15 protein-coding genes are annotated in these 18205 nt (G+C 57.2%); 2 read left to right on the plus strand and 13 right to left on the minus strand.

Annotated elements, in window-relative coordinates:
* Positions 1 to 41: 41 nt before the first annotated feature.
* From phnC to MK208_RS19055, 3 genes are all read right to left on the minus strand, one after another.
* On the minus strand, positions 42 to 860 hold the full coding sequence (gene phnC / locus MK208_RS19045; protein WP_294119172.1) for a phosphonate ABC transporter ATP-binding protein: 819 nt from the start codon (positions 858 to 860) through the stop codon (positions 42 to 44).
* 216 nt (positions 861 to 1076) lie between these two features.
* Positions 1077 to 3812: a methionine synthase gene (gene metH, locus MK208_RS19050; RefSeq protein WP_294119174.1), complete on the minus strand. Its 2736-nt coding sequence runs from the start codon at positions 3810 to 3812 to the stop codon at positions 1077 to 1079.
* The gene (locus MK208_RS19055; protein ID WP_294119176.1) at positions 3809 to 4861 is read right to left on the minus strand and encodes a homocysteine S-methyltransferase family protein; all 1053 of its coding nucleotides are present in this window, start codon (positions 4859 to 4861) and stop codon (positions 3809 to 3811) included. Before MK208_RS19055 ends, metH begins: the two co-directional genes overlap by 4 nt.
* A gap of 242 nt (positions 4862 to 5103) precedes the next feature.
* On the opposite strand from MK208_RS19055, the gene MK208_RS19060 reads away from it, so the two are divergent.
* A complete protein-coding gene (locus MK208_RS19060) occupies positions 5104 to 5769 on the plus strand; it encodes a L,D-transpeptidase (protein WP_294119177.1) in 666 nt (221 codons plus the stop codon).
* 9 nt (positions 5770 to 5778) lie between these two features.
* On the opposite strand, the gene MK208_RS19065 is transcribed toward MK208_RS19060, so the two are convergent.
* Positions 5779 to 6045: a hypothetical protein gene (locus tag MK208_RS19065; RefSeq protein ID WP_294119178.1), complete on the minus strand. Its 267-nt coding sequence runs from the start codon at positions 6043 to 6045 to the stop codon at positions 5779 to 5781.
* Positions 6046 to 6312: 267 nt separating this feature from the next.
* Here MK208_RS19065 and MK208_RS19070 point away from each other — a divergent pair, with 267 nt between their 5' ends.
* Positions 6313 to 8253, plus strand: a complete 1941-nt coding sequence (locus MK208_RS19070; RefSeq protein ID WP_294119179.1) for a BTAD domain-containing putative transcriptional regulator — start codon at positions 6313 to 6315, stop codon at positions 8251 to 8253.
* Here MK208_RS19070 and MK208_RS19075 read toward each other — a convergent pair.
* The 9 genes from MK208_RS19075 to MK208_RS19115 all read right to left on the minus strand — a co-directional run bounded on the left by MK208_RS19075 (position 8203) and on the right by MK208_RS19115 (position 17980).
* Positions 8203 to 8937 carry a hypothetical protein gene (locus MK208_RS19075; RefSeq protein WP_294119180.1) on the minus strand — a complete coding sequence of 245 codons (735 nt, stop codon included), beginning with the start codon at positions 8935 to 8937 and terminating at the stop codon, positions 8203 to 8205. The genes MK208_RS19070 and MK208_RS19075 overlap by 51 nt on opposite strands.
* Before the next feature lie 12 nt (positions 8938 to 8949).
* The gene (locus tag MK208_RS19080) at positions 8950 to 10335 is read right to left on the minus strand and encodes a peroxidase family protein (RefSeq protein WP_294119181.1); all 1386 of its coding nucleotides are present in this window, start codon (positions 10333 to 10335) and stop codon (positions 8950 to 8952) included.
* A gap of 15 nt (positions 10336 to 10350) precedes the next feature.
* Positions 10351 to 11259, minus strand: a complete 909-nt coding sequence (locus tag MK208_RS19085) for a YcaO-like family protein (protein WP_294119183.1) — start codon at positions 11257 to 11259, stop codon at positions 10351 to 10353.
* A gap of 256 nt (positions 11260 to 11515) precedes the next feature.
* Positions 11516 to 12736 carry an NnrS family protein gene (locus tag MK208_RS19090; protein WP_294119185.1) on the minus strand — a complete coding sequence of 407 codons (1221 nt, stop codon included), beginning with the start codon at positions 12734 to 12736 and terminating at the stop codon, positions 11516 to 11518.
* Positions 12733 to 13482 (minus strand): ATP-binding cassette domain-containing protein, encoded by a 750-nt coding sequence (locus MK208_RS19095; RefSeq protein WP_294119186.1) that lies wholly within the window; start codon positions 13480 to 13482, stop codon positions 12733 to 12735. The genes MK208_RS19090 and MK208_RS19095 overlap by 4 nt, the downstream gene beginning before the upstream one ends.
* Entirely contained in the window at positions 13479 to 14297 is an 819-nt protein-coding gene (locus tag MK208_RS19100; protein WP_294119188.1) for an ABC transporter permease subunit, read from the minus strand. Before MK208_RS19100 ends, MK208_RS19095 begins: the two co-directional genes overlap by 4 nt.
* A gap of 52 nt (positions 14298 to 14349) precedes the next feature.
* Positions 14350 to 15348, minus strand: a complete 999-nt coding sequence (locus tag MK208_RS19105) for an MqnA/MqnD/SBP family protein (RefSeq protein WP_294119190.1) — start codon at positions 15346 to 15348, stop codon at positions 14350 to 14352.
* Between the two features lie 190 nt (positions 15349 to 15538).
* Positions 15539 to 16528 carry a sterol desaturase family protein gene (locus MK208_RS19110; RefSeq protein ID WP_294119192.1) on the minus strand — a complete coding sequence of 330 codons (990 nt, stop codon included), beginning with the start codon at positions 16526 to 16528 and terminating at the stop codon, positions 15539 to 15541.
* Positions 16529 to 16579: 51 nt separating this feature from the next.
* Complete coding sequence (locus MK208_RS19115) at positions 16580 to 17980, minus strand: DUF4856 domain-containing protein (protein ID WP_294119194.1); 1401 nt, start codon at positions 17978 to 17980, stop codon at positions 16580 to 16582.
* Positions 17981 to 18205 lie beyond the last annotated feature (225 nt).

The raw sequence follows: 18205 nt of genomic DNA on the forward strand, positions 1-18205 counted from the left end.
TAAAAACCCCACGCTGTTCGCTGCGTGGGGCATGATGAAAGTCAGGCAAGTTCGAGATCGGCGTGCTCTTTGGCGGTGCGGTCCAGCGTCTCGATCTCGGTCGAGGTGGCCGCTTCGCTAAAGGAGGCATCTGCGCCGTAAATGTCGCGCGCCACACCGGTGGTCAGCTGCTCTGGGGTTCCGTCAAAAACGATCCGCCCGTCGCGCATCCCAACAACGCGGTCGCAATAGCGGCGCGCAGTGTCCAGCGTGTGCAGGTTGGCAATGACCATGCGGCCATCTTCTTCATGAATCTGACGCAGCGATTGCATCACCACCTGCGCGTTCATCGGGTCCAGCGAGGCAATCGGCTCGTCAGCGAGGATAATCTCAGGATCCTGCATCAACGCGCGGGCAATAGCGACACGTTGCTGCTGACCACCGGACAAGGCTTCAGCTCGCTTAGCCGCATGTTCGGCAACACCAAGACGCGCGAGAATGTCGATGGCGCGGTGCAGGTCTTCGTCGGGGAACAGGTTGAACATTGTGGCCAAAGTACTGCGCCGATTGAGCGTGCCATGCAGCACGTTGCTGACCACATCCATCCGCGGCACAAGGTTAAACTGCTGGAAAATCATCGCACAATCGCTCTGCCAACGTCGCTTGTCACCACCACTCAGCGCCGTGATGTCTTTGTCGCCAAAAACAATCTGCCCACTGGTGTGGTCCGTCAGGCGGTTCAGCATCCGCAGGAACGTAGACTTCCCCGCCCCAGATCGCCCGATGATCCCGATCATCGCGGGCTTCTCCACAGTCAGATTGACCGCATCCACAGCCACGTTCGGCCCAAAGGCCTTTGTCAGATTGTCTACTTTCAGCACAGCGCATCCCCAACTTTGTTGGGATCGCAATACGGGCGCTGCTCAAAGAAAAAGTGTCAGTTCCTTGAACTTTTTGTAACCATGTACCGGAACCGTCCTCCAAAGCCCCACGACAAACAAAAGGCCACCGCACGCAAGAAGCAGTGGCCATTCTTATTTTCCCCGAACCAAAAGCCTGCCCTCATGGCAGGCTGAACTTACATCGGCCTGTAAACCTCAAGCCGCCGCGTTTTGGGCGCCATCCGTAGGAATGTAGTTGAGCACCGGCGCCAACCAGCGTTCTGCCTCTGCAAGTGTCATACCCTTGCGCGCCGCGTAGTCCGCAACCTGATCGCGCTCCACTTTGCCAACGCCAAAGTAATAACTTTCCGGGTGGCCAATATAGAGCCCGACAACAGATGACCCCGGCCACATCGCCATGCTCTCCGTCAAGGTAACGCCGGTGGCCGTTTCTGCGTCAAGCAGTGAGAACAACGTCCGCTTTTCGGTGTGGTCCGGTTGCGCCGGATACCCCGGCGCAGGACGGATGCCTTTGTATGGCTCACCAATTAAAGCCTGCGGATCAAACTGCTCCTCTGAAGCATACCCCCAGAACTCCCGCCGCACGCGCTCGTGCAACATCTCGGCCATGGCCTCGGCAATGCGGTCTGCCAGCGCTTTCACCAGGATGGCACCATAATTGTCGTTGGTCTTGTCGAGCCGCTCGGCAATCTCAATCTCTTCCGGCCCCGCGGTCACCACAAAACCGCCAACATGATCCGCCCCCTTACCTTCAGGCACGACAAAATCAGAAAGCGCCACATTTGGTCGATCTCCGCGCTTACTTGTCTGCTGGCGCAGGGTGTGCAGCGTGCTCAACATCTCGCCGCGGCCCTCATCCGCATACAGCCGGATGTCATCGCCCACCGCATTTGCATGCCAGAAACCAACCACAGCGCGCGGTGTGAACCAGCGCTCCGAGATGATCTTCTCAAGCATCGCCTGAGCGTCCGCAAACAACGCCCGCGCTGCTTCCCCTTGTTTTTCATCATCCAGAATTTTGGGATAAACGCCGCGCATCTCCCAGGTCTGAAAGAACGGCGTCCAGTCAATGTACCGGGCAATCTCCGCAAGGTCCCAATCCTCGACAACCCGCGTCCCCGTGAAGCTTGGCGCAACCGGCGTATAGGTGTCCCAATCCAGCTTCAGCGCGTTGCCTCGCGCTTTGGCCAGAGGCAGGCGGTTCTTGGCCCGCTCACTGCGCTCGTGCTTTTCTGCCACATCGGCATATTCCGCCTGCAAGGCCGCAACATAATCCGGCTTTTGCGTTGAGCTTAGCAGCGCCCCAACCACGCCAACGGCACGGCTGGCGTCGGTCACATACACCGCCTGCCCTTTGTTGTAACGCGGCGCGATTTTCACCGCCGTATGCACACGAGAAGTGGTCGCGCCGCCAATGAGCAATGGAACATCAAACTCTTCCCGCTCAAGCTCTGTCGCAAGGTGAACCATCTCATCCAGTGACGGCGTGATAAGCCCGGACAGCCCAATGATATCGACGTTCTCATCCCGCGCCACTTCCAGAATTTTCTGTGGCGGCACCATCACGCCAAGATCAACAATCTCGTAGTTGTTGCAGGCCAGAACAACCCCGACGATGTTCTTGCCAATATCGTGCACATCGCCCTTAACCGTGGCCATAAGGACCTTGCCGGCAGACTGACGCCCTTCGCCTCCGTTCTGGCGTTTTTCTTCTTCCATATACGGTAGCAGAACCGCCACCGCCTGTTTCATCACACGCGCGGATTTGACCACCTGCGGCAAGAACATCTTTCCCGCGCCAAACAGATCGCCCACCACGTTCATGCCGGCCATAAGAGGCCCTTCAATCACATGCAAAGGCCGCTCTGCCGCAAGGCGCGCTTCCTCGGTATCCTCCTCGATAAACTCGGTGATGCCATTGACCAGCGCATGTTCCAAACGCTTCTCAACTGTCCATTCACGCCAGCTCATGTCCTTCTCTTTGCCCTTCGCTCCGCCCTGTCCGCGGTAACGCTCGGCAATATCGAGCAGGTTTTCGGTCGCGTTGCCACCGTCTTTGGGCAGTCGGTTCAGCACCACATCTTCACAGGCTTCGCGCAGTTCTGGATCAATCTGGTCATAAACCGCCAACTGGCCCGCGTTGACGATCCCCATATCCATGCCAACCTTGATCGCATGATAGAGAAACACCGCATGCATGGCCTCCCGCACCGGCTCGTTGCCACGGAAACTGAACGAGAGATTGGAAACGCCACCGGAAACATGGCAATGCGGCAGGTTTTCCCGGATCCACCGTGTCGCTTCAATAAAATCGACGCCGTAGTTGTCGTGTTCCTCAATCCCGGTCGCCACAGCAAACACATTGGGGTCAAAGATAATGTCCTCAGGCGGGAAGCCCATCTCCTCAACAAGAATACGGTAAGCCCGCGCACAGATTTCCGTTTTGCGCTCAAAGGTGTCCGCCTGGCCGGTCTCGTCAAAGGCCATCACCACCACCGCAGCGCCATAGGCCAGACAAAGGCCCGCGTGATGCCGGAACGCCTCTTCGCCTTCCTTGAGGCTGATGGAGTTCACAACAGACTTGCCCTGCACACATTGCAGCCCGGCCTCAATCACCTCCCATTTGGAGCTGTCGATCATAATCGGCACGCGGGCAATGTCCGGTTCTGAGGCCACCAGGTTCAAGAACTCGATCATCGCCTGTTTGCTGTCGATCAGGCCTTCATCCATGTTGATGTCGATGATCTGCGCGCCATTCTCAACCTGATCGCGCGCCACATCCAGCGCAGCGGCATAGTCGCGGTTCACGATCAACTTCCGGAACCGGGCGGAGCCGGTCACGTTGGTACGCTCGCCGACGTTCACAAAAGGAATATCTGGGGTCAATACAAAGGGCTCAAGACCTGAGAGGCGGAGATAAGGAGCGGTCATTTGGTCACCTCACGAGGAGCAAAAGGGGCAACGGCATCGGCGATGGCGCGGATGTGATCTGGGGTTGTGCCACAGCACCCCCCGACCAGATTGACGATCCCCTCACGGGCAAACCCTGCAACCTGAGCTGCCGTTTCATCCGGCGTTTCGTCGTATTGGCCAAAGGCATTCGGCAAACCCGCGTTGGGATAGGCACAGGTCATCGATGTCGCGACACCAGCAATCTCGGCCATATGGGGGCGCATCGCTTCTGCCCCAAGTGCACAGTTCAGGCCCACGGAGAAGGGTCGCGCGTGGGCTACGGAATGCCAGAACGCCGTCGGTGTTTGCCCCGACAGCGTCCGACCGGAGGCATCCGTGATTGTGCCCGAAATCATAATTGGCAAACGCTTCCCGGCGCGCGCAAAACTTTCAAACGCCGCAAAAATGGCCGCCTTGGCGTTGAGCGTGTCAAAGATCGTCTCGATCAGGATCAAATCCGAACCGCCCTCGATCAACCCATCAATCTGCTGTCCATAGGCGATGCGCAGGTCGTCAAAGCTTACCGCACGAAAGCCCGGATCGTTCACATCCGGACTGATCGACGCCGTGCGGTTGGTTGGCCCCACTGCCCCGGCCACAAACCGTGGCCGTCCGTCTTCTGCCTGCGCCCGATCCGCGGCCCGGCGCGCCACCTGGGCACCAGCGACGTTCAGATCATGCACCGCATCTTCCAGCCCGTAATCAGCCTGCGCGATTGTCGTGGAGGAAAATGTGTTGGTCTCGAGAATGTCTGCGCCCGCCATGGCAAACTCAAACTGGATATCCTCAACCGCTTTTGGCTGGGTCAACGCCAACAGATCATTGTTCCCTTGTTGCGGCTGGTCTGGATCATAGTGATGACGGCAGCCTGGACCATGGATGTGCCCTTTGGCGGTGAAGTCTTCCTCCGACATGTTCAGCTTCTGAATCATCGTGCCCATTGCGCCATCCAGAACCAATATCCGGTCTTTCGCGAGCGCACGCAGCGTTGCGTGGGCTGGGGTTTCTGGCAGGGAAAAATTGAGCATACCGCAGGTTCCGATCATCTATGTTGGTCGGGCTTATAGCCTAGCTTAAACATGAGAGAAAAATGATGATCCCAAAGGATGATTATGAACACTCTTCATAATCAAAGAGGGATACCGTGTCTGGCAATCTTTACGCCCCCCAGCTTCCGTCACCGCTCTGCAGCGCTTCACACGACAATTTGACTTTTGCAGGGACAGATTTCTTCCTACATTCCGGGTCTGTTTTCTTGAGGGACATTGACATGCTCACCCGCCGACATTTCCTAATCACGTCCGCCGCATTGTTCTCGGCACCCATCGCCGCACCTGTCAGTGCAGCACCCATTTCAGACCGGTCACGGTGGAACAGCTGGGACCGGCAGGTCACTCCTGCCAACTATGATCCAGCCACCTCCAACCCCTGGGGCCTACATGCCAGATTTCTACCGCAACGCGTGAAAGCCAACGACGGCCTGACGCCGGGGGACATCCATGTCGATGCGGTGGCGCGGTATCTGTACCACATTCAAAACGATGGCACCGCGATGCGCTACGGCGTCGCCATTGCCAAAGGCAATCTCTACGAACCCGGCACCTACACAATCCGCCGCAAAACCAAATGGCCCACTTGGACCCCGACTGCGCAAATGATCAAACGCGAGCCGGCCGTCTACAAACAGCACGAGAACGGAATGAATGGCGGCCCCTCCAACCCACTCGGGTCCAGAGCCTTCTACCTATACGTCGGAAACCGCGACACCTACCTGCGCATCCACGGTTCTCCCTCGCCAAGCTCCATCGGCGGACGGGCAAGTTCAGGATGTGTGCGGATGGTCATGCCGCACATCAACGACCTTTATGAGCATGTTGCTACGGGGTCGACTGCGGTCCTACACCCCCCTGAGGACGCGGTGACGTCCACAACTTAAACAGCGCGCCTATTCCGGTGGCCGGGAGCACAGCGGGTTCCCCGCCTTCGCCCGCAACGGCAGGTACGTCGTTTCGACCGGCCCCACATGCCGGTACTCATAACACCCGTCTTCAGGGTTGATCCGCACTGTGGTGAGATCCTGATACGGTGCTGCAATGGCAACCAGATTGTCAGAGAGATTGGTCAGGTGGCCTTCCGAATTTGTGCCCCCTAAGTCACTACAGCCCGCCAGAAAAAATGCGAAACCGGCCACACCGCAAATAGTCTTTGTCATAATCATCTCCAAAATCTGCATTTTTGTTTGTGTCTCAAGCCAAGACAGGCTGCCATTCAAAACATCGTGACGCCGCTCAGCTCGGATTTCCAATCATCGACAACACTCCCTGCGGCCTGCCAAAACCTGACACGATTGCCCACGTCCAAGCCCAACACTGCCCAGTCTCTGTTCAAATCAAAAGCCACAACCTTTTGTATAGTCAGCACCGCAATTCGTTAACAATGACTCATTGCACAGGTTCGCGTCCCTCAGCATAATAACCACATGAAAACTGTACCGGAAACGTTTGTTCAATTCCTCTCTGAGACGAAGTTGAGAAAAGCGCGGGCGTTGGCGGTTTACCTGGCGATGGAACCAGGTAAGGAGCGACGCAGCGAACTGATCATTGACTTGCTTTGGCAGGATGCACAGCTGGCCAAGGCACGCGCCTCGCTGCGCCAAACGGTTCGGCATTTGCGTATTATGTCAGAAACGCGAATTGCTTTTCCGCTGGTCGCCCGCAAAGGGTTACTCGTGTTAGACCACCCGAGGGACTGGAGCCTGTTTGACGAGGTGGAGCAAGGTCTGTCGGACCCGGACCAATTCCAAACAGCGCGCCGCGCCGGATTGGACCTGCTGGATGCCTTTGAACAGCTGCTCGGGATTTCGGACAATTTTGACAGCTGGCTGGCGATCACCCGCAACATCACCGTATCAAAACTGAGCGCGACGCTGGAAAAGGTGATGTCACAGCCCGAAGCAGCACTGTCTCAAGATGCGGCGCAGTTTCTTCTGGAGTTGAATGCCTGTCATGAGGAAGCCGCCCGATTTCTGATGCTTCAGTATTGGGAAGCAGGCGCGCCAAACAAGGCCATAGAAGTTTACAACCAGCTGTATCAGGCACTTGATGAAGCCTACGATCAAGATCCCGAAACCAGCACAATTGAACTTCTGGCGGCGATCAAGCTGAACCCCGAAGGCGCGCCAAACAAAGCTGCGGCAAAGTCGGGGCGTCCCAGTCGCGTGACGATGGTGGTGGAAGACCCCGACAACGGTCTGCTTGATGATCGCGATGCCAGCTTCCAAGCGGTCCTTGTCACAGACCTTCGCAGCCGGCTCGGCCGATTTCGCGAATGGCAGGTCATTGCCACCGAGCCAGAGGACAACGATTTCCTCGCTATCCGGCCACGCCTTTTCAAGCTGGACGGACAGTATCGTTTTCTGGTCGAAATTGTGCATCCCCGCAATCGAGAGCTGATCTGGTCCGAAATGATCGAAGATCCTCACAGCGACTGGGTTGGCAAGGTCCGAATGCTCATGTTGAACATCGGCAACGCACTGCGGGTGGTTGTGGCGGACCGGCAGGGCAAAGACGAGCGCGCCGACCTATACGACCGCTGGCTCCAATCCCTGGCTCTCAAGGGCACCTGGACCCATGACGACGAAGCGCACGCAGTGGCACTTCTGCGCGGCATCACCCAGGAACAACCGGAGTTTGGCCCTGCCCACGCAGAACTGGCAGGGATCTACAACATCCGCCATATCCTGCGCCCCGGCACCCATCAGGATCCAAGCCTCCGGGACAAAGCGCTGACACATGCGCTGGACGCGGTCGCAGCAGACGCGATGGACACGCGCGCTCACCGGGTTCTGGCCTGGTGCTATTGCCATAAGGGCGAATTCGACCTGGCCGAATTCCATTTTGAGCAGTCCCTGCAATTAAATGCGCAAAATACCCAGACGTTGGCATCAGGTGTTTTGGGCTTTGCGTTTTGCAGCAATGAGCCGCGCGCCCGCGCCATGCTAATCGAGTTGGAACGGCTGCCTGAAACGCTGCAACCGTTTCACGAAATCTATCTGGCGGCTGCGCATTATCTGCTCGGCGATTACGCCACCGCCGCAAACCATTGCGCAGGCGGCGATGGACTGATGTCGACCACCGGTGGCTGGCACAGCGCTGCACTGGCAAAACTGGGGGAAACCAAGGCCGCCAGACAACGCTTAGAGCAATATTACCAAGAAATCAGCGCGCTTTGGCACGGCACGGACACCCCGCAACTGCACGATGTGATCGACTGGTTTGTCGCCTGCTTCCCATTGCGCAGCGACGCGGTGGGGGAAGACCTGCGCCGCACGCTCTATGGTCTTGCGGCGCAGCCATTATCGTCTGATGCCCTAGTCGCACATGTTGGTGATGTAGATACCCACCGCGCGATGGAAGGCTGACACCGGCGACGCCAGAATGCGCGCCATGGATTTGCGGGTTGGATCTTCTTCGTCATCCTCAGCGCCAAGATCATTATCAAGCGCTGTTGAGTCCGCCCAAAGCGTGTTCAGCTGCGCTTTGATGGCGATTTTTGCCTCATCCGAAAGCACCGTGCCAGCCGCTTGCACATCGGTCAGCGCGCGATCCAGCAAACCATCGTAAAAGTGCTTTACCATCAAATGATCGAGCGTATAGGTCAGCGGCGGCTCATACCCTGGTTGATTGGCCTGGGTGCTAAAAAACGCCTCGCGCTCCGCCAGCGTGTCGCGCACCGGAACCACCAGAGTGCGGGTGTTCACATCGCCGTTTTCCGCGTCCGACGTACGCTCATCCCATTGCAGCTTAAGTTCGAAGTTTTCATGGATCTGGGCAATCTTAGGGTCATTGAGGTCGTGTGTCTGATCCATCGGCACAACCGCCATCGCCTGCTTGAGCAGTTCGGCCGCTTCCTTGTACTCCGCGCTGTCCTCATCCAACGGACCTCCGCGTGACAGCTCCACCACTTTCTTACCAATAAACTCCACGTTCAACGCCGTGCCAAGCTGACCATCATTTTCCGGGTCGGTGGATACCTCACCGTCGTGATGCAAATACTTTGTCCCGCCGCCATCAACCTTGCGACCCACAATAATATACTTGTCCATTTTACTTCCTCCTTACGTATTCACGATATTAATGATCTGCATGAAACTGCTGGGCTGAGGCAGATCCGGTGCAACAGCACTGGGATCGACCATGCGCACTCTGGAAATGGCGTCTTCGATCTTGCAGCGCAGCAATAGGCTACCAAGCGGCCCAAAGCCGCCGTTTTTGCCGTATAGCTGGGCCTCGATCATCAAGATCAGATGGATGTGACAACGCGCAACCTCAGCTTCCGTCAGTTCAAACCCCATCGGCGCCGCCACCTGCCGGGTAAAGTCCTGAGCAAGCTTGGTGGGTGCCAAGCGGTCGGACCAATCCGATGGCATCTGTGCCAAAACCGCTTGAATATCCGGACCGTCCAGACTTTGTGGCCCCAGGTCACGGGCAGTCGCGGCATCAAGTTGATCGATGGTCACCCCACCGCGTGGCCGGAAGAGCGGCGAGAAGCTGGCTGAGATGCCAGTTTTTGTCCCGTTCCGCGCTTGATCAAACAACAGCGACCAATCCAACGGCCAACTGCTGAGTTTGTGCTCGTTGTTCCTCGGCGACCGCAGAACAAGTCCGCCCAGATCACGCAACTCGGGGAATTTGTAAGCTCTACGCGGCAAGGCGTGAAAAGCGCGCATCAATCCGTGCTGCGTGGTGACCGCATCAATCACTTTGTAACCGCGTAGCTCCTCTTCTGGCATCGCCGCCACTGCGGGAGCCAGAAACCAAGGCAAAAAGTCCTTGCGTATAATGCGATGCCAGCTGCGCAACACATGATTGCGCGCCATGGAAAACGCCATGTGGCGCCGGCTTTTCTCGTCCCCGGGCAACACCTGATAAAACTGCTCCGCGACACGATTGTGGTACCGCATCATGATCGCCGTTATTCGGTGCAAAAGGTGGACATCGCGGTTGCGCGCGTCGGCAATGGCCCGAACGCTCGCGTCATCGCCTCGGTGGGCCAGCGTGATGACACTCATCCGGTTGATCCGAAACAACTGCGTTTCTTGATCATACAAATGCGGAAGAACCCGCGGGCCGGCCCCGTAGAGTGTTTCCAGTGTCAACGGGTTTTCGATGGCATTGTGACGCTTGGGCGGACACGATTCATCCTCCTCACGCACCGCATAGGGCACTTGAGTGATCGGAACACTGTGCCCCATATCGTGGCCTATCAACTGGCCCAGATAGGTATACCCGGCCGGGATATGTTTCTTGGACGCCACACAGGCCTCACGCCAACTCTCAGACGCAAAATCAATGGCTGGCTGTTCCGATGATATGCCTGCGCCATCGCCTTCTACATGCCCCGCAGGGCATCCAGACCCGCTGACCCAGTTCTGATTTTTGTGGTGCCCCGTTTCAATATGAAAGGCCGAGATCACTTCTTCTGCTGTTGGATTATGGCTCATTGAAAATCCCCCCGGTTACATAAATGGCGAATCCTGCCCCTGAAGGCCGGCATTTTCGATACCTTGCACTGTGCAACACCAAACGCGCCGCAGTTGACCGGCCGGCGTAATGTCACGCAGCGTCACCCCTTTCGACAGCGCCTCAATCGTGATCGCCTGCGCTGAAGCAGGCTCGATTTCAGCCTCAGCGCCCAAAAGCGCAGGACAACGGTGGGTATAGGCCGCTATTTTGTCTTCAATTGCGCGGGTGTCTTGGTCGCTGTGTCCGCTGCGAGAAGCCAGCACCTCTCCCAGATTCAGCTCCATCAACAGTGTCTCACGCAACGCTTTGCGCACAGCGCGCTCAGGGTCTGTGTCGGCACCAAATCCCAGAATTGGGTCCTGGCCTGTTCCGCCCTGCGCACGGCTGACCGCAACGAAAACAACACCGGGACAGTCAAGCAACCAGACCCCCGTCTGACGGCGCTGAACAGCGCCTAGGCGCAGTTTTTTAAGCCATTCCCAGATCCCCATCCGAGACAACCAATCAGAAGAAACAGGCCGCGCGCCCATTTGCCCAAGCCACCATGCCCACACAGCGGCACGTTCATGGGCCTCAAAAATAGCAAGGCGCTGCGCAACAATCGGGTCTGGATGTGCAGCAACGCCAGATTGTCCCGTCAAAATTGGCGGCTGACCGGTTTCTCGCAGGGCAATATGCGCTTGAATTTCGGCAGTTTCACCCAGACAGCATTCCAACGCGTCTTCACGCGTGTCACCGGCCCCGCTGGCGGTCGCTGCTCCGTTCACAAGCGCTTGCAAGACACACAGGTTCGGCGACGTTAGAACTTCGCGCCAGTCCTGACGAGTCCACGCCGAAATCAGTTGGTTGGCTTCTTTCGCATTGGGTTTAGGTTGTTCTGCGCTGCCCTCAGCTGCTCCCATGCTTTGCTTATCCTTTGTCGTTGCACGTGTTAGATAGCGTGCTGGTTCAGCTCTCCGGACATCACTAGAATACCTGTGTGATTTTCCTGTGACCCGGCCTGTCGCCACCTGCCCCGAGCACCCTCACCGAAATGGGCCTGTACTCCCGCGTAAGTAACGGACTGAAACTCGTTACTGGCCCAACAGCAAATCGCGCGTTTCGATCAACTTGCCAAAGGCCGGAAACCGCAAGGACCCCTAAAACGGTCTCAAACCCTTAAGCCGACACATCATCGCCAAGGTTGCCGCGTCCGGAGATCGCAGGCCAATACGCGACCAACCTCAAAAGAAAACCTGCCGTCCACAAGAGAGAGGCGACGGCGTACATGGGGCCAGGCAAATCCACGCCAAAATCGGGCGCAACTCGAAGGGCGACCGCAGCAACAAGGCAATTGGCACCAAAACGGGTTCTGATCGACAAGCCCAAAGGTTGATCCGTGTGTAGTAGCCCCGCAATGGCAAACACGGCGTAGGTGCCCACCCCCAGACCGCCCATAAAAGCCACATGCAGACCAGACACCTCGGACCAGAAGGCACCAAGACGCGCCGCACCAAACAGGATCAATCCCCCGCCGGCCAACGCGCTGCTTCCGGCCAGCATCAAGATTTCCGCCCGCAGAGCCTCCCGGCCAATGAATCCTTCTGCCACACGATCCATAAACGCCGCCCCTGCTGCACACCAAAGAAACCCCGAAACAGCGTCGCTGAGACCGGCCGCTTCCCCCATCATCGCCACAAACACCAATCCTGGTGCCAGATGAAGACGGCCGGGATGAGGGCGGAAAGGAGAGGTTTCCTCGGAAGGATCCAGAACAAGATTGGTGACAGGCACGGTGATACGCGAAAGCGCAAGGCCAAGCAGACCCAGAAACGCAAAACCCGCGAGGTAAATGCCTTTGCTGGCAAGCTCAAAGCTGTCGACATGGAAACCGAAACGTCCGACCGCCGTGCAAATTGCCAGCAGGGCCAGCCAAAACACAAACGGGAGAAGTCGATCTGTTCTTCTTTGCAAGGACAGGTGAACAAGCCAGCCAACCAAGCCAACCATCCAGAGCGCATCGGCCAAAGCACCAATCAGGCCAATATCTTCCCAGCCCAGAAACCCCACTCCCCGACCAACGCTCCATAGCGCCAACAAGCGCCACAGCCACGCGCCGCGCGGTGGCTCAGTGTCTGTCCATTCCGGGGCGGCGGTAGTGATAAACCCAATGAGCGCGGCACCAAAGGCTCCGACAATCATCTCATGTGCATGCCACAAGGACGGCGGAACGGTCTCTGCCAAAGGAACTCCCAAGCCAAACGCGAGGATCCAAAGCAGCGGATAAAACGCAGCATAAAGCGCCGCGACGGGAAAGAAGAGCCGAAAGCCCTCTTCAGACAACGTCGCCCAAAGACCAGACGTCAAGGTCCGACGATGCGCCGTAGGTCCACAACTCATGCGATCTGCCTTTCGTCCACATCATGGATATGGCGGAAAATGGGATCAGACCTAAGCGCATCCTGCACCCATGCAAAAACCTGCGCATCTCCCCGATGTCCCGGCGTATCGGGCAACAAACGTTCCCCGAGAATGCCATCACCACGCGCATCCAAAACGGCAATTCGATGCGAAATCCGTGCGGCCTCTTGCAAGTCATGGGTGATAAATAACCCCGCCCTCTGACCGCCCGCGCAGGTTTCGATCAACACGTCCTGCATACGGCGGCGCAACGCGACATCCAGTGCGGTAAACGGCTCATCAAAAAACAGAAAGTCCGGCTCAATGGCCAATGCCCGCGCAATAGCCACCCGTTGACGCATGCCACCTGAAAGCTCTACGGGAAACTTATCCAGATCCTCCGCCTCCAGCGCCACTTGCGCTGCAGCTTGCGCTATCCGGCGCGCACGTTCTTTGCGCGGCAGACCCGTCAACCGCAACACGTAATCAATGTTTCCCTGTGCTGTCGCCCAAGGCAGCAAAGCCGGATCCTGAAAGATCATTCCATGACGAAGATAGCCACGCGTGATCCGGCCCTCCTTTGCCTCAACAAGTCCCGCGGCGATATGGGCCAGTGTGGACTTGCCGCTGCCAGACGGCCCGACAAGCGCAACAATTTCTCCCGCCTGAACATCCAGCGTGATCCCAGATAGGTTGGTCCGCCCCAGATAGGCGTGACCGATGTTTTGCAAACGCAACAAACTCATCGCTTTACCCCCCAGGGCTGAGCAGCTCGGCGCCAGCTGTCGACTTCTGATTTCACCGGCTGCACAAGCGTGTATTCGACAATTATCAACAAGCCGACTGACACCAAAACCCAGGCTAGCGCCTGCGCAATATCGAGGTTGATACGCGCCTCCGCCAAGGCTCCGCCAATGCCGCCCGCATTGGCCAGAAGTTCTGCCATCACCGCCACTTTGAACGACGTACCAAGCGCCAAGGCCAGTGCAGGAAACAGCGTGGTGGTGGTTTGTCGCAAACCCACGGTGAGAAAGCGCCGGATAGGGCCTGCGCCAAAGGCTTCCGCCATCCGATCCAATCCGCGATCCCGTGTTGTGATACCGCGCGCCGCGCCCATGAACACAACCGGCAAGGCGGAAATCAGGATCACCGTGCGCACGGTCGCGTCCGACCCGCCAAACCAGATCATGGCCAGCACAATCCAGGCGATGGGCGGCACGCCCAAGAGCACGGTGATCAGGGGCGTCACCAACCGAAGCGTGGCCGGGGAGTATCCTGCGACAATCCCAAGCGCGGTTCCGGAAATGCCGACAAGAGCAAATCCCGTGATCGCCCGCTGAAGCGTCAGCCCCCCTATTGCCCAGGCTTCCGCGTCCCGTGCCAACAGGCCAATGGCCCTGAGCGTGTCCAATGGCGCCGTCAGGATGAAGGGGCCATAAGCCTCATGGCCCGCCTGCCAAGCGGCGGCAAGCAGGCACAACGCCGCCAATCCAGCCCATCCGGACCAGAGAAACTCCAACACACGTCCGGCACGGGAAAGGAGGAATGACCAGACTGTCACAATAGCGTCCTTTGGGATGGCAGAGGCGTCAATCCGCCCCTGCCCTGGCTGGTTAAATGTAGAAGGCGTCGTCCGGCAACTTGCCGCCAATCTTCTTCATCTCTGCCCCAGACATCGCGCTCAGCATACGCTCAATATCCGCACGCGCTTCATGCGAAGCGCGCACCACCAGGTTGGAGCTTGGCACAGATTTTGCCAGCACCGGAGCCGGCAATCCCAGAGCATCGGTGGCATTTTTGGCGACAGACATCGGATCGCTTTGCACCTCTGCAACTGACAAGTCCAGGGCCGCCTGAATGGCAGGCAGCGCCTGGGCAGAGCTATCCAGGAAGCTTTGCGTGACCGCAAGGCCTGCCTGTGGCAACACTGGCGCCGCACCCGTCATCTCCCCCCAGGCCTCTTGCAGGTCGATCACCCGATGGATGGTTTTGCCAGCCATTTTTTTGCCTTTGAGAATGGCGGCTGTGGCCGCAGGCTCAGACGTTAACGCCGCATCCACACGCCCCGCCATCATCATCTGCATCGCCTCTGTTGGCGTGCCTGTGTAGGTGATCTTGAGGTCCGTTTCAGCCGCCAGATTGTGATGCTCAAGCAGCTGCGCCAACAGAATTTCCGGTGTATCCCCCCGGAATGGCACGGCGATGTGCCGCCCTTTGAGATCAGCGATACCTTTGATCGCAGCATCTTCTGAGATCACATACAAGAGCCCATTGGTCATCACGTTGGTCAGTCGGATTGGAAAGCCCCGATTGTAGAGGTTCGCTGCGGCCTGAACCGGCACCACGGAGATTTGAATAGAGCCGGAGGTGAGCCCCGCCCGCAACTCATCCGGGCTGCGCCATGCGGTGAAACTGGGGGCCGCAGAAACCTCGGCAAGTTTTCCAGAGGCGACCGCATGGGCCAAGGTGATCGAAGGCCCAGCGGGCGGCCCAAAAATCGACAGCTCTGGCAGCGCCATGGCCTGTGCCATCGTGCCGATCGCCGGTGTCGCGAGACCGGCAGCCGTGGCTTTCAAAAACAGGCGACGTGAGAAGTTGGTGTGATTGGCCATTGTTCATGTCCTTTGTCTCCCGCCAGCGAAGGCGGGTTCAGAGAATGAAAGAAATGGCTGGTCGCAACGGCAACTGGCTAAAGACGTGTGGGCGGACAACCTGTCCAAACCTGCACTCTTTGTCAGTGAGATAGCTCTCGCAGCGCCATGCAGCCTTGCGATAAGTCAAGTCGTGCGCAAAATCGAAAAACTATTCCGTTTTTCGCTGTGGCGTTCGCAGCAGTTTGGCCACCTTTTTGCTGCGCCGTTTGATATAACGCCAGGTATCAGAGAACGGGCGCAGATAGATGTCCAAAAGATTGGCGGCGCTCGCCTCTTCTGGAGGCAAGCCAAAGGTCAGTTCCTCTTCCTGCTCTGACAGATGCAGAGAACCAAACAGCCAATCCCAGATCGCCAGAGCCGCGCCAAAATTCTTGTCAAAATGACGTTCCGCAGTGGAGTGGTGCAACTGGTGTTGCGCCGGAGAGATCAACACCCGTTCCAACCAGGGCCAATAACTGATGTTGATGTGGGAATGGCGCAGGTTCGAACCTGTGACGTGGAACACAAACACCAACACATTGACCCCCACAACCGTGTAGAGATCAACGGTGTTGCCGAAAGCAAAAATGAAGACCGGCAATACCAACCCCTGCGCAAAGGCGCTGCGCAACCCGTAGAGCACACCTTCAAACGGATGCACTCGGTAAACCGTGATCGGCGTAAGCGTTTCTGCGGAATGGTGCACCTTGTGGATTGACCACAAGGGCGGCCATTTGTGCATCCAGCGATGCAGCAGATATTTGGTCAGGTCATCCATCACAAACAGGGTGACGGAGAACAGCGCAACAACCAGCGCCTTGTTGGCATCCGAAAAGACACCCGAGCTGATAAAGCTCTGCCTGTGCAACGCAAAGTAAATCGCAGTGGCAATGGCCACCTGTGTGATCAAAAGCGGTGAAATGAAGAGCGTAAAGGCGCGGTTGATCACAAAGATCTGGTAGTCGGCCAATGCGGACTTGGAAAAGAAGACCTTCCGGTCAAACACCCGCGCAAATGTCTCGCGCAGAGAACGGCGTTTGACAAACAACAACCAGAGGAAAGCGATCAGTAGAGACAGCGCCAGATAGCCGACAAAGATCCTTTTTTTGGGATCAGCAAAGTCGGAGAAAACCGTGGCGAATGTCTGTGTCAGATCCATGGGGCAAAGAGAATGGGGGCGGCGCTTTTGTCAACGCCGCCCGCCTGTACCTTAGTCGGTTTCAGCAGATGCTTCGGAGTTCAGCTTGCCTGCCAGACCTTCCAGATCGGCCAGCGCGTCGTTGGCGCGGGACTCGATGCCGAAGGTGTCAACAAGCACTTGCTGAACGTTCAGCATGTTCAGCTGATAGTCAGACCAGGTCATGCGACGGTCACGCAGGAAGTTGCCGTCCGCGTCCACACCAGTGACGTAGGTGTTGTCCAGAGTAACCGGGCCGTAGCCGATCAGACGGTTCAGCTCCACGGCAGTTTTGCCGAGGTTGTTTTTACCGGTCTGCAGCGCCATTGCGAAGCCTTTCAGCTCACCCCAGTGCTTGGCGTAGTTGCGGTACGCTTTTGCCAGCTCTTCGCCTTCCAGGCTGCCCATTTTGGAGATGTCATTGTAGACAGAACCGGCATATTTGAAGGTCGCTTCCGCCAGCACTTTTTCCCACTCGGACTCGATGGTTGCAGCGTAGCCTTTCAGTTCCGCACGCTGCGCATCGGTCAGCGCTTCGCCGTTTGCAGAGGTGATCAGCTTACGGCCGTCGATGAAGGCCTGCATGATGGTGTGCATGTAGTTGGTGGATTTTGTGCCACCTTTGTCCGCACCGGCTGCGTAGTAGGCCGGGCCAAACACGTGCTCGGATTTCAGGTCAACCATGCCGTCGCCATCGGCATCCGCCGCGGCGAGGTCTTTTTGCTTGGCAATGCTGTAAGCTTGCTCTGGGCTCAGGCTCAGAGTGTGCGCAGGGCCACCCCAGTAACCAAAGGCCTCATCCCAGGAGTGCTCTTTGCCTGTGTAATACGCGCCATCTTTGTATGGCTTGTTGTTTGGCTTGTTGTCTGCTTCCAGCTTCTCGTCGAGATAGTTGTCAACAGCCTGATTATACATCATGGCGCCCATGGTGTACTTGGAGATCAGCTGACCCCAGTCCATGCCGTTTTCCGCGTCAAAGCCACCGTTGGATTGAGCAGCGTGCTTGATCATATGCAGAACAGCTTCTTTGCCGGTCACATCGCCAGGCCATGCAGGCATTGCGCCGTCATAGAATTTGCCGGAGATGTTCTTGCCTTTGGAGATCGCGTTTACGGTCGCCTGTTTCACAGGGTAACCGTCCTTGGAGGCTGGCGCCAGAATGTCCAGATCCGCGTCAGAACCGTTAAAGAAAGCAAGCAGCATCGCTTCAACTTCGGCTGCATTGGCACCGCCGTCGCCCTTGCCAGCAGCTTTTTTCAGGCTGTCGTGCAGCGCGTGGCGTGCAATCTGACCAGAATAGGAAACAGAGTTGGTCTTGTCGCCTTCATAGCCCTTAACTGTGATCGGATACGGACCATAGGTTTCCGCAGTTGCAGCACCTGCAACGGCGCAGAAAGCCAGTGCAGTGGTCAGTTTCAAAGTGGTTTTGAACATTCGCGTTCCCTCCAAAAAAACCCGACAAAGTAAGTCGGGTAAAATCCTGAGCGAACTAATCGGGTAAATTTAGAATTGAGTCAAGCCGTTGGACCGCGTCAAAATGGATGCGTACACGGAATTGTGCTGGGCCGACTTTTCCACAACGAGCGCACGCGCCAACCGGCGACACCTCACTGCAGGCGTTAAACGACGTGCTAAAGGGGGGTGTCGCCCAATTATCCA

This window comes from Shimia sp., from assembly GCF_022448905.1.
Lineage (GTDB): Bacteria > Pseudomonadota > Alphaproteobacteria > Rhodobacterales > Rhodobacteraceae > Shimia.

Excerpts from the sequence above, each read along its gene's own strand:
- MK208_RS19070 (WP_294119179.1), top strand. The coding sequence starts at position 6,313 with ATGAAAACTGTACCGGAAACGTTTGTTCAATTCCTCTCTGAGACGAAG.
- MK208_RS19090 (WP_294119185.1), bottom strand. The coding sequence starts at position 12,736 with ATGAGTTGTGGACCTACGGCGCATCGTCGGACCTTGACGTCTGGTCTT.
- MK208_RS19075 (WP_294119180.1), bottom strand. The coding sequence starts at position 8,937 with ATGGACAAGTATATTATTGTGGGTCGCAAGGTTGATGGCGGCGGGACA.
- MK208_RS19105 (WP_294119190.1), bottom strand. The coding sequence starts at position 15,348 with ATGGCCAATCACACCAACTTCTCACGTCGCCTGTTTTTGAAAGCCACG.
- MK208_RS19095 (WP_294119186.1), bottom strand. The coding sequence starts at position 13,482 with ATGAGTTTGTTGCGTTTGCAAAACATCGGTCACGCCTATCTGGGGCGG.
- MK208_RS19115 (WP_294119194.1), bottom strand. The coding sequence starts at position 17,980 with ATGTTCAAAACCACTTTGAAACTGACCACTGCACTGGCTTTCTGCGCC.
- MK208_RS19110 (WP_294119192.1), bottom strand. The coding sequence starts at position 16,528 with ATGGATCTGACACAGACATTCGCCACGGTTTTCTCCGACTTTGCTGAT.
- MK208_RS19055 (WP_294119176.1), bottom strand. The coding sequence starts at position 4,861 with ATGCTCAATTTTTCCCTGCCAGAAACCCCAGCCCACGCAACGCTGCGT.
- metH (WP_294119174.1), bottom strand. The coding sequence starts at position 3,812 with ATGACCGCTCCTTATCTCCGCCTCTCAGGTCTTGAGCCCTTTGTATTG.
- MK208_RS19065 (WP_294119178.1), bottom strand. The coding sequence starts at position 6,045 with ATGACAAAGACTATTTGCGGTGTGGCCGGTTTCGCATTTTTTCTGGCG.
- MK208_RS19060 (WP_294119177.1), top strand. The coding sequence starts at position 5,104 with ATGCTCACCCGCCGACATTTCCTAATCACGTCCGCCGCATTGTTCTCG.
- MK208_RS19080 (WP_294119181.1), bottom strand. The coding sequence starts at position 10,335 with ATGAGCCATAATCCAACAGCAGAAGAAGTGATCTCGGCCTTTCATATT.
- MK208_RS19085 (WP_294119183.1), bottom strand. The coding sequence starts at position 11,259 with ATGGGAGCAGCTGAGGGCAGCGCAGAACAACCTAAACCCAATGCGAAA.